Origin of the sequence: Boseongicola aestuarii (genome assembly GCF_900184815.1) — a bacterium.
GTDB lineage: Bacteria > Pseudomonadota > Alphaproteobacteria > Rhodobacterales > Rhodobacteraceae > Boseongicola > Boseongicola aestuarii.
In genome coordinates, this window is the sequence record NZ_FXXQ01000007.1 from 25,099 (window position 1) to 44,115 (window position 19,017).

The 19,017-nt window shown below is 58.4% G+C and carries 19 protein-coding genes and 1 riboswitch; of the genes, 12 read left to right on the forward strand and 7 right to left on the reverse strand.

What is annotated here, in order from left to right; genetic code table 11:
- Positions 1–11: 11 nt before the first annotated feature.
- Both BOA8489_RS10845 and BOA8489_RS10850 read right to left on the reverse strand, forming a co-directional pair.
- Complete coding sequence (locus BOA8489_RS10845; RefSeq protein ID WP_093974057.1) at positions 12–620, reverse strand: nicotinate-nucleotide adenylyltransferase; 609 nt, start codon at positions 618–620, stop codon at positions 12–14.
- Positions 621–638: 18 nt separating this feature from the next.
- On the reverse strand, positions 639–1,040 hold the full coding sequence (locus tag BOA8489_RS10850) for a RidA family protein (protein ID WP_093974226.1): 402 nt from the start codon (positions 1,038–1,040) through the stop codon (positions 639–641).
- 143 nt (positions 1,041–1,183) lie between these two features.
- Between BOA8489_RS10850 and BOA8489_RS10855 the strand changes: the two genes are divergently transcribed.
- The 10 genes from BOA8489_RS10855 to BOA8489_RS20445 all read left to right on the forward strand — a co-directional run bounded on the left by BOA8489_RS10855 (position 1,184) and on the right by BOA8489_RS20445 (position 9,867).
- Positions 1,184–2,260 (forward strand): ABC transporter substrate-binding protein, encoded by a 1,077-nt coding sequence (locus tag BOA8489_RS10855; protein WP_245813784.1) that lies wholly within the window; start codon positions 1,184–1,186, stop codon positions 2,258–2,260.
- A complete protein-coding gene (locus BOA8489_RS10860) occupies positions 2,260–3,072 on the forward strand; it encodes an ABC transporter ATP-binding protein (RefSeq protein WP_093974059.1) in 813 nt (270 codons plus the stop codon). Before BOA8489_RS10855 ends, BOA8489_RS10860 begins: the two co-directional genes overlap by 1 nt.
- A complete protein-coding gene (locus BOA8489_RS10865) occupies positions 3,069–3,926 on the forward strand; it encodes an ABC transporter permease (RefSeq protein ID WP_093974060.1) in 858 nt (285 codons plus the stop codon). Before BOA8489_RS10860 ends, BOA8489_RS10865 begins: the two co-directional genes overlap by 4 nt.
- The gene (locus tag BOA8489_RS10870) at positions 3,926–5,191 is read left to right on the forward strand and encodes a cytosine deaminase (RefSeq protein ID WP_093974061.1); all 1,266 of its coding nucleotides are present in this window, start codon (positions 3,926–3,928) and stop codon (positions 5,189–5,191) included. Before BOA8489_RS10865 ends, BOA8489_RS10870 begins: the two co-directional genes overlap by 1 nt.
- Positions 5,191–6,597 (forward strand): FAD-binding oxidoreductase, encoded by a 1,407-nt coding sequence (locus BOA8489_RS10875; protein WP_093974062.1) that lies wholly within the window; start codon positions 5,191–5,193, stop codon positions 6,595–6,597. Before BOA8489_RS10870 ends, BOA8489_RS10875 begins: the two co-directional genes overlap by 1 nt.
- Before the next feature lie 86 nt (positions 6,598–6,683).
- Positions 6,684–7,265, forward strand: coding sequence for an NAD(P)H-dependent oxidoreductase (locus BOA8489_RS10880; RefSeq protein ID WP_093974063.1), 582 nt, complete (start codon positions 6,684–6,686; stop codon positions 7,263–7,265).
- A complete protein-coding gene (locus BOA8489_RS10885) occupies positions 7,265–7,888 on the forward strand; it encodes an NAD(P)H-dependent oxidoreductase (RefSeq protein WP_093974064.1) in 624 nt (207 codons plus the stop codon). The genes BOA8489_RS10880 and BOA8489_RS10885 overlap by 1 nt, the downstream gene beginning before the upstream one ends.
- Positions 7,885–8,805: an isopenicillin N synthase family dioxygenase gene (locus BOA8489_RS10890; RefSeq protein ID WP_093974065.1), complete on the forward strand. Its 921-nt coding sequence runs from the start codon at positions 7,885–7,887 to the stop codon at positions 8,803–8,805. Before BOA8489_RS10885 ends, BOA8489_RS10890 begins: the two co-directional genes overlap by 4 nt.
- Entirely contained in the window at positions 8,802–9,599 is a 798-nt protein-coding gene (locus BOA8489_RS10895) for a creatininase family protein (RefSeq protein ID WP_217897947.1), read from the forward strand. The genes BOA8489_RS10890 and BOA8489_RS10895 overlap by 4 nt, the downstream gene beginning before the upstream one ends.
- Positions 9,600–9,690: 91 nt before the next feature.
- The gene (locus BOA8489_RS20445; RefSeq protein ID WP_176440273.1) at positions 9,691–9,867 is read left to right on the forward strand and encodes a hypothetical protein; all 177 of its coding nucleotides are present in this window, start codon (positions 9,691–9,693) and stop codon (positions 9,865–9,867) included.
- A 49-nt stretch (positions 9,868–9,916) separates the two neighbouring features.
- Here the strand turns inward: BOA8489_RS20445 and gcvP are convergent, their stop codons facing one another.
- From gcvP to gltX, 5 genes are all read right to left on the reverse strand, one after another.
- Entirely contained in the window at positions 9,917–12,769 is a 2,853-nt protein-coding gene (gene gcvP / locus BOA8489_RS10900) for an aminomethyl-transferring glycine dehydrogenase (RefSeq protein ID WP_093974066.1), read from the reverse strand.
- 59 nt (positions 12,770–12,828) lie between these two features.
- Complete coding sequence (gene gcvH / locus BOA8489_RS10905) at positions 12,829–13,188, reverse strand: glycine cleavage system protein GcvH (RefSeq protein ID WP_093974067.1); 360 nt, start codon at positions 13,186–13,188, stop codon at positions 12,829–12,831.
- An 18-nt stretch (positions 13,189–13,206) separates the two neighbouring features.
- Positions 13,207–14,328, reverse strand: a complete 1,122-nt coding sequence (gcvT, locus tag BOA8489_RS10910; protein ID WP_093974068.1) for a glycine cleavage system aminomethyltransferase GcvT — start codon at positions 14,326–14,328, stop codon at positions 13,207–13,209.
- 142 nt (positions 14,329–14,470) lie between these two features.
- Positions 14,471–14,562: riboswitch (glycine riboswitch) on the reverse strand.
- A gap of 82 nt (positions 14,563–14,644) precedes the next feature.
- On the reverse strand, positions 14,645–16,036 hold the full coding sequence (locus BOA8489_RS10915) for an MATE family efflux transporter (protein WP_093974069.1): 1,392 nt from the start codon (positions 16,034–16,036) through the stop codon (positions 14,645–14,647).
- A gap of 64 nt (positions 16,037–16,100) precedes the next feature.
- Positions 16,101–17,426 (reverse strand): glutamate--tRNA ligase, encoded by a 1,326-nt coding sequence (gene gltX / locus BOA8489_RS10920; protein ID WP_093974070.1) that lies wholly within the window; start codon positions 17,424–17,426, stop codon positions 16,101–16,103.
- 61 nt (positions 17,427–17,487) lie between these two features.
- On the opposite strand from gltX, the gene BOA8489_RS10925 reads away from it, so the two are divergent.
- Together BOA8489_RS10925 and BOA8489_RS10930 are read left to right on the forward strand one after the other, a co-directional pair.
- Positions 17,488–17,892, forward strand: coding sequence for a metallopeptidase family protein (locus tag BOA8489_RS10925; RefSeq protein ID WP_093974228.1), 405 nt, complete (start codon positions 17,488–17,490; stop codon positions 17,890–17,892).
- Between the two features lie 155 nt (positions 17,893–18,047).
- Positions 18,048–18,998, forward strand: a complete 951-nt coding sequence (locus BOA8489_RS10930) for a 1-phosphofructokinase family hexose kinase (RefSeq protein WP_093974071.1) — start codon at positions 18,048–18,050, stop codon at positions 18,996–18,998.
- Positions 18,999–19,017 lie beyond the last annotated feature (19 nt).

Genomic DNA, 19,017 nt, shown 5'->3' on the forward strand with positions numbered 1-19,017 from the left:
ACCACTTCCCCTCAATTTGTCGCGAGTGCCGCCCGCGCCGCCCTCAGCGCCGTCGACGAAATCGGCTTCATCGGCACATTGACAAAGCACCACGCCGGCGCTTCGCAATCCGCCAGAACCCCAGCCTCCCGAGCCCTGAGCTTCGCCGAGCGAAATTGTCGCGCAGCAGGCGACATCCGCGCCGAAATCCGATCCCCCGGTCGCGCCAAAATTCCCAGAGGCACCGTCTCGAAAATCGTCCGCCAGCGGTCCCAGCGATGAAACCGCGCCAGATTGTCCGCTCCCATCAGCCACACAAATGACACGCCCGGATACCGCCGCTGCAAAGCATCCAGCGTCGCCGCCGTATAGCGCGTTCCCAGCCGCGTCTCCAGGTCAGTGATGCGAACGCGTGGATGATCCATCACCAAACGCGCCGCAGTCATCCGTTCCTCCAGGGGCGCAGGCCCCCTTTCTTTCAAAGGGTTACCGGGCGACACCAGCCACCAGACCTCATCAAGCTGGAACCGCTTCAGCGCCTCAAGCGTGATATGGCGATGCCCGGCATGGGGCGGATCAAATGACCCTCCCAAAAGTCCGATCCGCCGACCGGGCCGCGCCACGGGCCAGCCCTCAGCCAAATCTGAATCCCCGCACCCTCATGCACGCGCCGCAGGCACGGCTGCGATCACTTCGATCTCAACCTTGAACTCGGCCCGCGTAAAGCCGTTCACAATCACTAACGTCGACGCCGGAAGCCGCGAGACATCCGCCAGCCAGCGATCCCGCGCCGCCATATATCCAGCCATATATTTTCGATCCGTCACAAAGGCATTGATCCTTACCACGTCCGCCCGCGTCGCGCCCGCTTCGCCCAGTATTGCATCAATATTGCCGAAACAGATAGTTGCCTGCGCGTCCGCGTCCTCGGGCACCGATCCGCCTTCGGACACTCCCAGTTGCCCGGAGGTGAAAACCAGCGCATACCCCGCCGGCACCTCGACGCCATGGGCGTATCGAGCAAAAGGCGGCGCGATTGTCTTGGGGTTCAATTCTCTCATTCCGCAAGGCTGCAACGTCGCAAAAACCGGCGCAAGCTCAAAACTTTGCACCCGCCCGATGCTCAAAGGATGGGCGAATCGCGCATAGGTGAGTAATGATTGTGCGAAGACGCCCGAGGGGGGCCGTCGCGGCGGCATGCAAATTGGACGCCCGCTGCGTCTCCTCACAAATGGCTAAAGATAAAAACCTGGAGGTGAGGAATCCCATGAAACTCAAAATCGCCACAGCGACAATCGCTGCGCTCGCCGGCTCGACTGCATTCGCAGGCGGCCATCTGACCGAAGTGACTTTCGGCACAAACTGGGTCGCCCAAGCTGAACACGGCGGCTACTATCAGGCCATCGCCGACGGCACATACGAAGCCTGCGGCCTGTCCGTCACCATCGCGCCGGGTGGTCCACAAGTGAACAACCGAGCCCAAATGCTGGCCGGAAAGATCGACTTCCACATGGGTGGCAACCTGCTGCAGGCCTTCTCGGCCGCCAAGGAAGGTATCCCGATGAAAGTGGTCGCGGCCCACTTCCAAAAAGAACCACAGGTGCTGCTTAGCCACCCCGGCAAGGCGTCCAGCTTCGAAGACCTGAAGAACCTCGAAACACTCATCATCGGAGATAACGGCTTTCAAAGCTTCTATCAGTGGATGATGGCCGACTACGGTTTTGATGCCGAAAAGCGTGTGCCTTACACCTTCAATCCGGCCCCGTTCATCGCCAATGAAAACTCGGCGCAGCAGGGCTATATCACGTCCGAACCCTTCGCCATCGAACGTGAAGGCGGTTTCGCACCGGACATCTGGCTTTTGGCTGACGCGGGCTTCACGACCTACGCCACCACGGTCGAAACCATGCAATCCACCATCGATGAAAGCCCCGAAGTCGTTAAGTGTTTCGTCGAAGGTTCTGCCATCGGCTGGGCCAACTACCTCTACGGTGATCCATCGGCGGCAAATGCGTTGATTCAAGCCGACAACACCGACATGTCGGACGAGCAGATCGCATTCTCCATTGAAAAGATGAAGGAATACGGGATCGTCGACTCCGGCGACGCGCTTGAAGCCGGCATCGGTGCGATGACTGCCGAGACCATTGAAGGCTTCTACAACAAGATGGTTGAAGTCGGCGTCGTTGAAGCCGGCCTCGATATCGCAAGCATCTACAGTACCGAGTTTTCAAATACCGGCGTCGCCCTTGGGGTTAAAGCCAGCCTCATGAGTAATTGATGACTGCAACCACTAAAACCGCCCCGGATTCGTCCGGGGTGGTGCCTTTTGCCGCCCGCGCGCCGATCCTTTCGCTCAAGAATATCGACAAGGTATTCGGGCGTGATGTCGTCGCGCTGAAAGGCATGTCTCTCGACATTCGCAACGGCGATTTCATATCGCTCCTAGGACCGTCGGGGTGTGGCAAGTCCACCGCCTTGCGTCTGATCGCAGACCTCATCCATCCCACGTCCGGCTCAATTCGCTGGCAGGTCGACAAGACCCCCGGCGCCTTGTCGGTGGTGTTTCAGGAACCCTCGCTCATGCCGTGGGCAACGGTTGCCGATAACGTCTGGCTGCCGTTCCGCCTGCAAGGCAAATCCCGCGCCTCGGTGGCCGGAGATATCGCCGAAGCCCTCGAACTCGTCGGCCTCGAAAACTTTCACGACGCGTACCCACGTGAGCTTTCGGGAGGCATGAAAATGCGCGTCTCCATCGCCCGCGCGCTGGTCACGCATCCCCGTATCATCCTGATGGACGAACCCTTCGCCGCTCTCGATGAGATCACCCGTTTCAAGCTGAACAACGACCTTCTCGAACTGAAATCCAAGATCGGCTGCACCGTCGTCTTCGTTACACATTCGGTCTTTGAAAGCGTCTTTCTGTCGGACCGTATCGTCGTCATGGCCGCCCGTCCGGGCCGCGTCATCCACGAACTGCACGTCAACGAACCTTACCCGCGCAGCGAGGAATTCCGCACATCCTCTGAATACGTTGCCCATTGCCGGGCCACATCTGACGCCCTGCGCGACGCAATGGAAGAACACATATGACCATCGCAGACCCCATCGCCGAGCTTCCCCAGATCGACGAGGAAGAAGCACTCCGTGCGCGTCGGCGTCGCAACGAAAAGGTTGGCCGCTGGGTTTTGCCGATCCTCGTCATCGCGCTCTCGATCTGGCTTTGGGACCGAATTGTCGTTTGGAATGAACTGCCTCACTACATCCTGCCCGGGCCCGGACGGGTGTTGCAGGCGCTTGTAGAAGACTGGGCAATCCTCTTTGACAGCCTGCTCGTCACGCTTCAGATCACGCTCGGAGCCCTCGCCATCGCCGTTGTCGGAGGCGTCGGCCTTGCCGTGCTCTTCACCCAGTCCCGTTGGATCGAAATGAGCTTCTTTCCCTACGCCGTCATTCTTCAGGTGACACCCGTAGTCTCGATCGCGCCGTTAATCTTCATTTACGTCGACAGCCGCCTCGCGGGCCTTCTGATCTGCGCCTGGATCGTCGCCTTCTTCCCGATCCTGTCGAACACCACAATGGGCCTGAACTCGGCCGACCATAACCTGCGCGACCTCTTCAAAGTCTATGGCGCCTCGCGCTGGCAACGCCTTCGGTTCCTGCAATTGCCCTCCGCGCTCCCCTACTTCCTCGGCGGTCTGCGCATCGCCGGAGGCCTTAGTCTTATAGGCGCGGTCGTTGCGGAATACGTCGCGGGCACCGGCGGAATCGGTTCCGGCCTCGCCTTCCGCATCCTCGAAGCCGGCTACCGCCTCAACATCCCCCGGATGTTCGCAGCCCTCTTCCTGATCGCCATAACCGGCGTCTTCATCTATGCGACACTCAGCTTCATCAGCCACATGGCATTGCGTAAATGGCATGAAAGCGCCATCAAACGGGAAGTCTGATGCAGGAAATTCCGAACGCACGGGCTTTCACATTAATGAATATTACCGTTCCGGGCTGCTTTATCGGCCGCCCGGAGGACTTGGTAGCCACCTACCTTCATATCAAAGACGGCAAAATCTCTGATACCGGCGGTCTTCAGATCGACATGGGACGCGCTATGGTGCTTCCCTGTTTTGCCGATATGCACACGCATCTCGACAAGGGCCACATCTGGCCCCGCGCCTCCAACCTGGACGGAACTTTCCTCGGCGCCCTGACAGCAGTCGGCGACGACAGGGCCGCAAACTGGTCCGCAACAGACGTCGCCACGCGCATGGAATTCGCTCTGAAATGTGCCTATGCCCACGGCACCAAGGCGATCCGCACACATATTGATTCTATTCCGCCGCAAGACAGCATCTCCTGGCCCGTCTTCAGCCAGTTGCGCGCGAAATGGGCTGGAAAAATCGACCTTCAAGCCGCCAGCCTCGTTGGTTGCGATAGCTTCGAAAACCTCGCCGCTGACTACGCTTCAACAGCCGACATCGTCGCCGAACACGGTGGTGTCCTTGGCATGGTCACCTACCCTGTTCCCGATGTGAAACAACGACTTACAGACTTCTTTACGCTCGCCGGAAATCGCGATCTCGAGGTAGACTTCCACAGTGACGAAACCATGGATCCCGACAGCGAAACCCTTCGACTGATTGCCGAAACCGTGCTTGAAACCGGCTGGGATAAACCGGTCACCGTCGGCCATTGCTGTTCGCTTTCTACTCAGAACGAAGCCCGTGCAATGGAGACATTAGACCTTGTTGCCAAGGCTGGCTTGAACATCGTCAGCCTGCCGATGTGCAACCTCTATCTTCAGGATCGTCACTCAGGTCGCACCCCCCGCGGGCGCGGCATAACGCTGGTCCACGAAATGAAGGCGCGCGGCATCAACGTCAGTTTCGCCTCCGACAATACCCGCGATCCCTTCTATGCATTTGGCGATCTGGACATGATCGAAGTCATGCGCCAAGCCACCCGCATCGGCCACCTCGACCACTCCGAATTCGACTGGCCAAAAGCCTTCACCGACAACCCTTCCAAAGCCATGGGCATCGATTCATCTTCGTTAACGCCCGGCGCTGCCGCCGATCTCGTGATCTGCAATGCCCGCGACTGGACCGAACTCTACTCCCGGCCGCAATCCGACCGGATGGTGCTGAGGAACGGCGTAAAAATCGACACCACCCTCCCCGAATACAAAGACCTCGACCACTTGATGGAGACCACCTGATGCAAGCCAACATAGCCGCCGCCAAGGCCGCCCTTGCCCATCTCGACGTTGAGGAAAAAGACGTCGCAATCAAAGCCGCCAGCCGGGATTTCTTCTGGTACTCCCCGGTCCTGAAAAATCGCCTCGACCACGTGACAGCCGATTTCGTCGTTCGTCCCAAGGACGAGGCTGAAGTCATCGAAATCCTGAAGGTCTGCTACGAACACGACGTTCCCGTGACGACACGCGGCGCGGGCACCGGAAATTACGGCCAAGCCATGCCCCTTGAAGGCGGCTGCGTCATGCATCTGCGCCACATGGACAAAGTGCGCGAAATACACCCCGGACGCGTCATCTGCGAACCGGGCGTCCTACTGAAAGATGTCGATGCGGCGACCCGTGAGCACTCCGGCCAAGAGCTCCGCATGTTCTCGTCGACCTGGGCGACCGCCACCATCGGCGGCTTCATAGCGGGTGGGTCAGGCGGCGTGGGGTCCTGCACTTGGGGCGCGCTGCGCGACCTTGGAAACATCATTCGCCTACGCGTCGTTACGATGGAGGCCGAACCTCGCATCGTCGAATTCACCGGCGAAGAACTGGCGCGCGTCAGCCATGCCTACGGCACCAACGGCATCATTACCGAAGTCGAAATGCCCCTCGCGCCCGCCTATGACTGGGTCGAAATGTTCGTCACTTTCCACGATTTCATGGACGCCGCGCGCTTCAGTGAAGACCTTGCCAATCAAGACGGCATTCTCATCAAACTCGCGACAGTTTTCGAAGCGCCGATCGCGCACGACTACTTTCAACGGGTCAAACCCCATGTCCAACCCGGTACCAACCTGGTCGGCTTGATGGTTGCACCGCACTCGATGGACGGCTTTCTGACCTTTGCTGGCAGACGCCCCGAAGCCACCATCATTTACCGCAATGACGATCACAATTGGGAGCGCGGCCCCGGCCCTGTTTTCGAATATGGCTGGAACCACACCACTTTACGCGCCCTCAAGGTCGATCCGTCCATCACCTACCTTCAGGTCCGCTACGGCCATCCGAATTCCCTCAAGCTTGTCGAAAAGATGCGCGATGACTTTTCGCCCGAGGTCCTGCAGCATCTCGAAGTGATGCGGGAAAGCGGCCGCGTGATTTTTGCCGGTCTCAGTCTGGTGAAATTCACCACTGAAGAACGCCTCAATGAGATCATTAAACTTCATGAGGACGCGGGCGCGATGATTTTCAACCCGCACCGTTACACGCTTGAAGAAGGCGGTCGCCAAACGGTCGATGACAGACAGCTCAATTTCAAGAAAGAATCCGATCCAAAGGGTCTTTTGAACCCCGGAAAAATGATCTCGTGGGACGATCCGGACTGGGCGTTCAACGAAATGTACGCCCATCCGAGACTGCAACCATTAACCAAAGCATAAAGCCGCGAACGCATGCACCGACGTGATACCGACGTAATACCGACGTTCTGCCGACATGCCCTTTTGGGCCTTTTTCGGGGTGCAGAATGACCCGCGCATTGGTTCTCTATGCCCACCCCTGCGACGATAGTTTTGCTGCCGCATTGCATACGACAGTGGTTGAAACGCTCAGCGACCGGGGCTGGCACGTGGACGACTGCGACCTTTACAAGGAAGGCTTCAATCCGATCCTGACGCCTGCGGAACGGCACGGTTATCACGACGAGCCGCAAAACATCGAGCCCGTCAAAGACTATGTCGAACGTCTGCGCAAAGCCGATGCGCTGATCCTTTGCTTTCCGGTCTGGAACTTTGGCTATCCCGCTATTCTCAAAGGATTTCTCGACAGAGTCTTCTTGCCTGGTGTCTCGTTCAAGCTGGTTGATGGAAAGGTCCTTCCAAACCTCACGCACATCAGGAAACTCGCAGCCGTATCGACCTACGGCGGAACGCGCATCCGCGCGACGCTCGCAGGCGATCCACCTCGAATGTGCATCAAGCGAGCAGTCTGGCATGTGACAAGACCGACCAGAATGCGCTACCTTGCGCTTTACGATATGAACCGCGCATCAGACGCGAAACGCGCAGGTTTTATCGAGAAAGTCCGTCGCGAAATGAAGGACCTGTAATGCGCGCCCTTGTCGTCTACTGCCATCCTCGTCCGACCAGCTTCACTGCCGCCGTCAAGGATGTCGTCGTCGAGAAATTAAGAGGTGTTGACGCCGAAATCCGCGTTATTGACCTCTATGCGAAAGGCTTTGATCCGGTCCTAAGCGCCGCCGAACATGAAGGATACGAAACCTGCCCGGAAAACTGCACGCCTGTCGAAAGTGATGTCGCAGATATCCGCTGGTGCGATACGTTAATCTTCGTTTATCCGACATGGTGGTATGGTCTTCCGGCGATCCTGAAAGGCTGGCTGGATCGCGTCCTTTTACCGGACGTCGCCTTCATGATGCCCGACGCCGAAAACGCCACGATACGCCCCGGTCTACAGCACATCTCGCGGCTTGGTGTGTTCACCACATGCGGCGCAAGCTGGTGGCTCACACAAATTGTCGGAGCACCCGGCAAACGTACCATTCTGCGCGGCATCGGCCTCCTCTGCGCGAAACCGCACAAAAAGACATTTGCATCGCATTACCTCATGGATTCTTCCACAGAAGCTTCGCGCAAAAAACACCTTGCCCGTGTCGCCAGAAAGATGGATCGCTTAGTCGGGTCTGCGCAAACGCGAACGGTGCCCGCATGATACCGATTATCGACTGGAAGCGTGTGCATATTGACCGCCAAGCGCTGGCTAAAGATATCGGCACTGCCTTCCGGGACCCCGGCTTTCTCATCTTGAAAAACCCGGAAGTTCCACGCCAACTTCGCTCGGAAATATTTGAACTCGCGCATAAATTCTTTGACCTGCCGCCTGAACAAAAGCGAAGTGTTTCGATCTTAAATAACCCGCACTATCGAGGCTGGGGCGCAAAAGGCGACGAGAGCCTCGATGAAACCGAAGCCGCGATAGACACGAAAGAAACCTTCAATATTGGCCTAGATCTTTCGCCCGACGATCCTCGCGTTCTGAACGATGAGCCCTTCCGCGGCCTCAACCAATGGCCGGATCTCCCCGACTTCCGCGAGCGTCTCCTCGGCTACTATGATGCTGCACAGGCCCAGGGTCTCGCCGTTCTGTCGATCATCGCAGAGGACCTGGGCCTTCCCTCGGACCACTTCGATGCCCTGTTCAAAGACCCGCTCAGCGCCCTTCGCATGCTGCGCTATCCACCCGCCAGTGGCGCAAGAGACGAAATCGGGGCCGGTGCTCACACCGACTATGGCGCGATCACGCTTCTGATGACCGACGGAGAACCCGGCCTTCAGGTACGACCGCGCGGAGGCAATTGGATCGACGTTCCAAACGTCGAGAACGCCTATATCGTCAACATCGGCGACTGCATGATGCGCTGGTCCAACGATATCTACGTCTCGACCCCGCATCGTGTCCTGCCACCAAAAAACATGCGCCACTCGATCGCGTTTTTCGTCGAAGCCAATCCCGATACAATCGTCACCGCTTTGCCCGGAACCGGCGATCCCAAGTATGCGCCCATCCGCGCAGCCGATTACCTTCAATCCCGCCTGAACGCGACCTATGCCCCGAAGGAGACCTCATGATGCGCCGTTTCGACTGGGCCGATTTCCGAACAACCGAGTTTGAAGGCCTCGATCCTGAGAACGTAATCGCAATTCTCCCGACGGCGGCCATTGAACAGCATGGACCGCACCTGCCAGTTGGTACAGACACGATGATTGCCGAAGGCATGTTGAACGAACTCCGAAGCCAATGCCCCGAAGACCTCGATATTCGGATCTTGCCGGTTCAGGCCGTCGGCAAATCAAACGAACATCTGCACGCCTGTGGCACGCTGACCTATACGGCCGAAACAGCTCTCGGTGCTTGGCGCGAGATCGGTCAATCCGTTGCGCGCGCAGGGGTTCGAAAGATCGTTATCGTCAATAGCCACGGCGGAAATCTCGATTTGATTTCAATTCTGTCGCGTGAACTTCGCGTTCTTTGCGGGATGCTGGCGATCAAATGTCAGTGGGGAAATTTCGGCGCCCCGGCAGGTCATTTTTCTGACCGCGAAGAGGCTTTTGGCATCCATGGTGGAGATCGTGAAACGTCGCTTATGCTGCATTTCCGTCCCGAGACGGTCGACATGAGTAAGGCAATCGACTTCCCCTCAACCGCCGAAGACACCCTCATCCCGCCGATCGGCCCCATTTCCTATGGATGGATCGCATCGGATCTGAACCCGGATGGTACCGTGGGTGAGGCGCAACTCGGCACCGCAGAAAAGGGCGAACGCACCTGCAAGCATCAGGTTTCGGGCTTTATAGAGCTTTTGCGGAACGTCCGAGATACTCCCATTGCCACGCTTGCGCCCACAAAAAGTGGCCCATTCTAAGCTTCTGACAACCAGATGTTGACTTTGGGATTATGACAGGGTGCTATGAGCCCAACTCGGCCAAAAGGTCGGTAAACCACCGGTGTACACCATGGCAATCGGCTCAATCATTTTCACACTTCCCGTCGCCGTTCTGGTAAGCCTTTGGGTCGCAGTCTTGCACGGGCTAAGCGCGTTGCAGACGCTGGGTGTGTACTCGGCCTTTGGTTCGCTGACGCTTCTGGCTGTGTTCATCGGAACCGTGATGGCACTGCGCGACATCCGCTAGCCCTGCCTGCGCCCCCCAAAAAAAGGGCGCAGGCTTCGGTGCTTAAACCCTACTCGGCAGCTTCAAGATATTCTTCCAGCGGCGGACATGTGCACACCAAGTGACGGTCGCCCCATACGTTGTCCACGCGATTTACAGGCGGCCAATACTTGTCCACGCGGAACGCACCTTTCGGATAACACCCCTGTTCGCGTGAATAGGGGCGATCCCAATCACCCACCAAATCCTCAACCGTATGAGGCGCGTTCTTCAAGGGATTGTTCTTCGGATCGATCTCGCCTGCTTCGATCGCGCTAATTTCCTCGCGAATCGAAAGCATCGCATCGCAGAAACGATCCAGCTCGGCCTTAGTCTCGGATTCCGTCGGCTCGATCATCAATGTCCCGGCAACGGGCCAACTCATCGTCGGCGCATGAAAGCCGTTATCGATCAGACGCTTTGCAATATCATCTACCGTCACCCCGGCACTTTCCGCAAAAGGACGCGTATCTAGAATACACTCATGTGCCACGCGACCCTTGCTGCCTCGAAACAGGACGTCAAAGGCACCCTCCAGCCGCTTGGCGATGTAGTTTGCATTCAGGATGGCGACTTTTGTCGCCTGTGTCAGACCTTCGCCGCCCATCATCAGAATATAGGCCCAAGGGATCATCAGGATGCCCGGAGAACCGTAAGGTGCAGCACTGACTGGTCCCTCGCGACCGCCAGTCACGGAATGGCCGGGCAGGAACGGCGCCAGATGCGACTTCACGCCAATCGGCCCCATGCCCGGTCCACCGCCGCCATGCGGAATGCAAAAAGTCTTGTGCAGATTGAGGTGGCTTACGTCCGAACCGATTTCGCCGGGTTTCGACAGACCGACCATCGCATTGAGATTAGCCCCATCGAGATAGACCTGACCACCGCGATCATGCGTGATCTCGCAAACCGCCCGAACGGTCTCCTCGAACACACCGTGCGTTGACGGATATGTAATCATGCACGCTGCCAAGCGATCGCCGGCTTTGTCGGCTTTGGCGCGGAAATCATCCAGATCGATGTCTCCGTTTACGGCGGATTGAACAACAACAACCTCCATCCCGCACATCTGAGCACTGGCCGGGTTTGTGCCATGCGCCGAGACCGGGATAAGGCAGACGTTGCGCTGATCGTCCCCGCGTGACCGGTGATATGCCATGATCGTCAATAGCCCGGCGTATTCCCCCTGTGCGCCCGAATTGGGCTGCATGGACATCGCATCGTATCCGGTGATCACACAGAGCTTTTGCGACAAGTCCTCTATCAGTTCCGAATATCCCTCGACCTGCTCAAGCGGCGCAAACGGATGAATGTTCGAGAACTCCGGCCAGGTTACAGGCATCATCTCAGCCGCGGAATTCAGCTTCATCGTACAGGATCCTAGCGGGATCATCGCACGATCCAATGCCAGATCGCGATCCGCTAGACGCCGCATATAGCGCATCATCTCAGTTTCCGCACGGTTGTGATGGAACGTCGGATGGGTCAGGAAATCACTGGTGCGATGATACTCAATCGGAAGCCGCGTATATCCCGCTTCGAAATCGTCGCGGTTCAAAGACAGTCCGAACGCGCGCCAGACACCCTCCAGAACGGCGGGGCGGATCGTCTCGTCAACCGAAATGCCGATCTTGGTCTTACCCACTTTGCGGAAGTTGATCCGTTCTTTGCGGCCAGCTTCCATGATGACACCCTGAAGCGCCCCGACCTCGACCGTAATCGTGTCAAAAAACAGTTTGGGTTCAACGACATAGCCGCCAGCCTCAAGCCCCATCACCAGACGTTCGGTCTTCCGGTGGATACGTTGAGCAATTGCCTTCAGACCATCGGGGCCATGAAACACAGCATAGAACGAGGCCATCACAGCGAGCAGCGCTTGCGCGGTGCACACGTTCGAGGTGGCTTTCTCGCGGCGAATATGTTGTTCGCGGGTTTGCAGGGAAAGCCGGTAGGCCTTGTTGCCGCGCGCATCGATCGACACACCGACAAGGCGCCCCGGCATCGAACGCTTCAACGCATCCGTACAGGCCATATAGGCCGCGTGCGGGCCACCATACCCCATCGGAACGCCGAACCGCTGCGTCGAACCGACAGCAATATCCGCGCCCATCGCGCCCGGCTCTTTCAGCAGCGTCAACGCCAGCGGATCGGCAATTACGATCCCCAACGCCTTGGCTTCATGCAAGGCCGTCATCTGGTCGGTGAAATCGCGCACATGACCGTAGGTGCCGGGATACTGGAACACGGCCGCAAATACGTCATCCGCGACCATGTCCTCAGGGGCACCGACGATGACCTCGATCCCCAGGGGCGCGGCGCGCGTTTTCATCACGTCGATGTTCTGGGGATGGCAGTTTTCGTCGATGAAGAAGGTCTTGGATTTTGACTTGGCCGTGCGTTCCGCCATTGTCATGGCCTCGGCGGCAGCTGTCGCCTCGTCCAGAAGCGAGGCGTTGGCGATCTCAAGTCCGGTCAGATCGCTGATCATCGTCTGGTAGTTCAGCAAGGCTTCCAGACGCCCTTGACTGATCTCGGGCTGGTAGGGTGTGTAGGCCGTATACCATGCCGGATTCTCAAGGATATTCCGTTGGATCGCCGGGGGCGTGACCGTGCCGTAATATCCCTGTCCGATCATCGTGGTGAAGATCTTGTTCTTTTCCGCGACCTGCCGCATGTGCCAGAGCAACTCGCGTTCCGACTTGGGTTTTCCGAATTTCAGAGGCTGGGCCTGCCGGATATCCTTGGGCACAGTCTGGTCGATCAGCGCGTCCAGCGACGGCACGTCCAGCACCTTCAGCATGTCCTCCATTTCGCTGCTCGACGGTCCGATATGGCGTCGGTTGGCGAAATCGTAGGGAAGATAGTCGGTTGGATTAAAAGTCATATCTCTCTCCACAGCGTGACGAGGCGGCTGAAATTAAACGGAAAATCAAAGACCGGCGGTCAGTCGATCATGTCGTTGTAAGCGTCTTCATCCATAAGCGCGTCCAACTGGCTCATGTCTTCGACCTTCATCTTGAAGAACCAGGCTTCCCCCATGGGATCTTCGTTGACCAGACCCGGATTATCCACCAGCGCGTCATTCACTTCGACGATTTCGCCGTCCACCGGCGCCACGATATCAGAAGCCGCCTTGACGCTTTCGATAACGCAGATCTCGTCACCCGTGGCGACCTGCGTTTCGGGTTCCGGCAATTCCACAAACACCACATCCCCAAGCTGGGTCGAGGCGTGTTCGGTGATTCCAACGACTACCACGTCACCATCAACGCGCAGCCATTCGTGATCTTCAGTATATTTCATTGGTCCCTCATAGGTTCGTTAACGTTTGTAATTTGATTGCCTAAACGGCATGTCTGCAACCCTTAGAGGCAGTCTTTTGCCGCGCACTTCACCTTCAAGCACGGTGCCGGTCGTCGAATAGGCACTGTCGACGTATCCCATCGACACAGGCGCTTGCAGCGTCGGGCCAAACGCCCCGGACGTCACATGGCCAACCTTCTGATCTCCGGCAAAAATCTCGGTGCCGGCCCGCATCGGCGCGCGCCCTTCAGGCAACAATCCGACACGCCGCCGAGACGCGCCGTGTTCCAACTCTTTCAGGATACGATCCGCACCGGGAAATCCACCTTCCCGCTCGCCACCGCGGCGCCGCGCCTTCTGGATCGCCCATTCCAGAGCCCCTTCAACTGGCGACGTTGTCGTGTCGATGTCCGAGCCATAAAGGCAAAGTCCGGCCTCAAGCCGCAGCGCATCCCGTGCGCCGAGGCCGATAGGCTCGACCGCATCAAGGGCCACCAAACGCTCGCAGAACCGTGCCGCATCGACGGACGGCAACGAGATCTCGTAGCCGTCCTCACCGGTATATCCCGATCGCGACACCCAAAGCGTGCTGCCGTCCCAATCGAAGGAGGCGACGTCCATGAACTTCATCGCTGCAACGCCGGGAACGAGGCTTGCCAGCGCCGCCTCTGCCTTGGGGCCCTGAAGCGCCACCAGCGCACGATCGGTAATTTGCTGGATGTCGCAAGTTTCGGACAAATGCGCGCGAAGATGCTCTATATCGGAGTCCTTGCAGGCTGCATTCACCACCAAAAACAGATGATCGCCGCGATTGGCGACCATCAGGTCGTCAAGGATGCCGCCGTCCTCGTTGGTGAAAAGTGCGTAACGCTGACGTCCTTCGGACAGCGCCAAAAGTGACACGGGAACCAGTGTCTCCAACGCCAGCGCGGCGTCTTCGACACGTCCGGACTTCGCGCGCAAAATGACCTGACCCATGTGACTGACATCGAACAAACCGGCCGCATCGCGCGTGTGCAAATGCTCTTTCATCACCCCGGCGGGGTATTGAACCGGCATTTCATAGCCTGCAAACGGCACCATTTTGGCACCTTGAGATACATGAAAATCATAGAGTTCTGTGCGCTTCAAATCCGACATCGGGTCCCCGTTAACTGCCGGCGTTTTCGCGCCAAGCACCTGCCGGGCAAAAAGCCTTGCCCGTCGGCGCCCCCTCTGTCCTTTCGCCTGAGATCGTTATCCCTTCGGCGCCCCGATATAATCGGGGACTCTCCAGAGTTTTATCGGCGCGGCGGTCCTGTTTGCCTGAGAGTTTACCGGGGCGGTTGCTCCTTCGGCACCGGGACGAATCCCGAATTCTCCCGTCGCGTCTGATCTGATCGTTACGTCTCTTTGCGTGTTCTGGCAAGACCTGCCTTTCAAGTCATCGCGATCTGGCGGATCCGAGTCAGGCGTCTCAGCGGCGGTGGTGGAACAATTGGAACAGCCGCGCCTGCCGGGCGAAAGGATCGGCTGCCTTTTCGCTTGGCGCTTCGCTGGACAGGACTTTTCTAACCAGAAGCAAGGTCACGCAAGCAAAGATGATTCCTCCCACAGTCTGACCGATCAGGATGCCCTGTGCGCCGAAATAATACCCCCCAAGCAGGACGAACGGGATCGTCCCAAGCGTGTGCCGCCCCCAGTTGATCCAGGTCGAATAGAAAGGATGACCAAGGTTGTTGAACGCCGCATTGCCGACGAAAATCACGCCATTGAAGAAGAAGGCCAGCGCCAAGGGGCCGCAGAACAGGAACACCAGTTCCTTCGTGATGCCTTCGGCGTCAAAGAGCGACACGATGGAACCGCGCAGAAAGAACAGAACAGCAGCCACGAACACCACGACAAGCGCGGTAAAGATCATGGCGTCGCGAAACGCGCCCCGCACACGGTCGTTCTGACGGGCGCCGAAGTTCTGCCCGATGATCGGACCAACCGCGCCGGAAAGCGCAAACAAAACGCCGAAAGCCACCGGGGTCATCCGGGCGACAATCGCCATGCCAGCAACCGCCGCCTCGCCGAACTCCGCCATCGAGCGCGTCACATAGGCCTGCCCTATCGGTGTGGCCAGCTGCGTCAGGATGGCAGGCGCGGCTATCGTTGCGACCGGGGGCAAATCGGCGGAAAGGCCGCGCAACGTCGGACGCCGGAAACCGCCATAGTAAAGGATGATCGGCAGAAGTCCGAAGAAGGCGATCGCCACGCGCGCGGCGACGCTGGCAAGGGCCGCACCCGTTAGTTCAAGGTCCAGCCCGAAAATCAGAATCGGGTCGAGAACAGCGTTCACAAGTCCGCCCCAGACCGTCGCCATCATGGCGCGCTTGGCGTCTCCGTGCGCGCGCAAAATAGCGCCGCCCACCATGCCCATCAACAGCAGTGGCAGGCTGGGAATGATAATCGAAAGATAGGACACGGCCAGGTCCAGCGTCTCGCCGCTGGCCCCCATGAGTCGGGCGAGCCCTTCCAGATTGAGCCAGACAACAAAGGCAAAAACCGCCCCGAAAACAACCCCATAGATCAAGGCGTTGGTGGCACGCTGTTGCGCCAGGGCTTCGTCGCCGGATCCGAGGGCGCGCGCGACCAAAGCACCGGCTGAAATTGCCATGCCGATCCCGAACGACGAGGTGAAGAACAGGATCGCACCGGCATAGCCGACGGCTGCCGCCAGTTCCGCTTTGCCCAGCATTGAGATGAAAACCATGTCGACGAAATCGACCAGAAACACCGCCATCAGCCCGACTGACGAGGTCAACGACATCACCGTGATGTGACGGAAGAGATTGCCTTGAAGGAATACAGCGCGTTCGCTCATAGCTCAGCTATGCCGGTTTTGACGGCAAGGCCAACCTCGAAATTTCGGAGCCGTTTGGGTTTTTTCAGTCCAGAGCCGGTTTTTTGAGCAAAAGCGGCATGACGTCCGCCATCTCGGGACCATGCGCCTGACCGGTGATCGCAAGGCGCAAAGGCATGAACAAGCCGCGGCCCTTTCGACCGGTTTCGGCCTTCACAGCGTTGGTCCAGTCGCTCCATGTCGTCGCGTTGTAGGGCGGATCGCCCAGCATTTCGAAGGCCGTGGCGACGAAGGCGCGGTCTTCGTCCGCAACGTCGGCTTTCACCGCGCCCGCGAATACCGGCCACCAGGCGCCCGCTTCGGAGCGCGTCGCGGTATTGCCGCGCACCACCGACCAATAGGCTGTGCGCAGGTCGTTCGGAACTCCGGCCTGCTGTAACACATCGTCCACGTCGGACGCCTCCAGGCCATGCACTACGCTGGCCGTCATCGGCACCAAATCTTCTACGTCAAACTTGGTCGGCGCCGAGCCGAACCGGCCGATATCAAACCCGTCTATCAGATCTTCGTGACTGCTGCGCAGCTCAACCGGGTCGGCTGAACCGATCCGCGCCATCAGGCTCAGGATCGCCATCGGCTCGATGCCACGGGCGCGCAAATCGCGCAGCGCAAGCGTGCCAAGACGCTTGGAAAGCGCCTCGCCCGATGGGCCTGTAAGCAAGGAATGGTGAGCAAATTCAGGAACTTGTCCGCCCAGCGCGCGGATCATCTGAATCTGCGTTGCGGTGTTCGTTACGTGATCGGAACCACGCACCACATGTGTGATGCCCATGTCGATGTCATCGACAACCGACGCCAGCGTATAGAGAAACTGACCATCATGACGGATCAAAACCGGGTCACTGACCGAGGCCGCATCAATCGACACATCGCCCAGAATGCCATCCGTCCAGTCGATACGCTCCTGGTCCAGCTTAAAGCGCCAGACACCCGCGCCACGCTCGTTGCGAAGCGCGGTTTTCTCCTCCTCGCTCAGGGACAAAGCGGCTCGGTCATAGACAGGCGGGCGGCCCATATTGAGCAGCTTTTTGCGTTTCAGGTCCAGCTCGGTCGGGGTCTCCCAAGCCTCATAGAAACGACCCATCGCGCGCAGTTCGTCAGCCGCTTGCGTATAACGATCAAGGCGCGCGGACTGGCGTTCTTCGCGGTCCCACGTCAGCCCGAGCCACTCGAGATCTTCGCGGATGGCGTCAGCGTATTCTACTTTCGAACGCTCGGGGTCGGTATCGTCCAAACGCAAAATGAACTCGCCGCCGGCCTTGCGGGCAATAACCCAGTTGAAAAGAGCCGCGCGCAAGTTGCCTACGTGCAGGTAACCGGTCGGTGATGGGGCGAAGCGGGTAACGGTCATGAGTGTCTCCTGATCGGGCGACGCTCTTTCATACAGAGCCGGTTTTGTCCATATGGAAGGCATGAGCAATCACAATGACCTTCCCCCAGATCTGGCTGAAATCGAGGCGCTTGCACGCGCGGCGATGGCGACCTTGCCTGTGGCGTTCAAAGCCGAGGCCGAAAAAGTCGTTTTGCAGATCGAGGATCTTGCAAGTGACGCGATGCTGACGGACCTCGAAATCGCCGACCCGTTTACTCTGACCGGGCTTTATGACGGCGTGCCGTTGACCGAAAAGTCAGTGTCGGATCAAACCGTGAAGCCGGATGCCATCTGGCTCTTTCGCCGCGCCATTCTCGATGAATGGATCGAACGCGGCGACGTCAGCCTGGCGGCACTGGTTGCGCATGTTTACGTGCATGAACTGGCGCATCACTTTGGCTGGTCGGATGAGGATATCGCGTCGATTGATGAATGGTGGACCTGAGTACGCAGGTTTTTGATATCTCCTCGCCAGTCTACCTTCATAGGTGATGAATTTCGTTAACCAACCGTCCGGACGCGGAGAACGCGTTTTGGGCTTGCGATGATTGCGCTAACGCGGCATCAACGACCCTCGAAAAGTCTGCGAGGGCCCCGCACATGAAATCGCATATTCTGACGATCACCCTGAACCCGACGGTCGACTTCTGCACGACCGCACCGCACATTGAGCCGGGTCCGAAACTGCGGTGCACAGACCCTCAGATTGACCCCGGCGGCGGCGGGATCAACGTGGCGCGTGCAGTGAAATTGCTCGGCGGGCAAGCGACCGCGCTTGTTGCGATCGGCGGGGCGACTGGCGCCCATCTTCTGCAGTTGCTGGCACTGGAAGGCGTGCCGACGGTGGCCTTTCAAGGCCCCGGAGAAACCCGGCAATCCATGAGCGTGATCGATCAGGCAACCGGCGAACAATACCGCTTTGTGATGCCCGGTCCGGTCTGGCGCGAGGATGATGTTCCGCGGGCCTTGAACTCAGTCGATCAGGCAACCGGTGAAGACTCGCTGGTGGTTCTCTCCGGCAGCCAACCCCCTGGCGTTGCAAAGGATTTCCCTTCGATTCTGGCAAGCCACGTCAAGGGACGTGCGGCCAGGCTCATCGTGGACACCTCGGGACCGGCGCTGTTCCATCTGGCTGAAAAACCACGTGAAGCACTGCACGTCTTACGCATGGATGGCCCGGAAGGAGAAGAGCTGGCGGGGCGTCCTTTGCCGACCCGTGAAGACACCGCTGACTTCGCGCAATCTCTGGTGCGGGCGGGTGTCGCGCGGATCATCATCGTGGCCCGCGGGGCTGATGGTTCGGTGTTGGCAAGCGAAGATGGTAGCTGGCATTCGGTCGGGCCAACCGTGCCAGTGATCTCGAAAGTCGGTGCCGGCGACAGCTTCGTCGGCGCCTTTACTTTGGCGCTTGCTGGCAACGAACCCGTCGAGGAATGCTTGCGGTGGGGCGTGGCTGCGGCGAGCGCTGCGGTCATGACCGAGGCAACGCGTCTTTGCGACCGGGAAATCACCACAAAACTTCTGAAAGATTGCACAGTTACAAAGCTTTAGAGCGCGTAATTGAGCAATT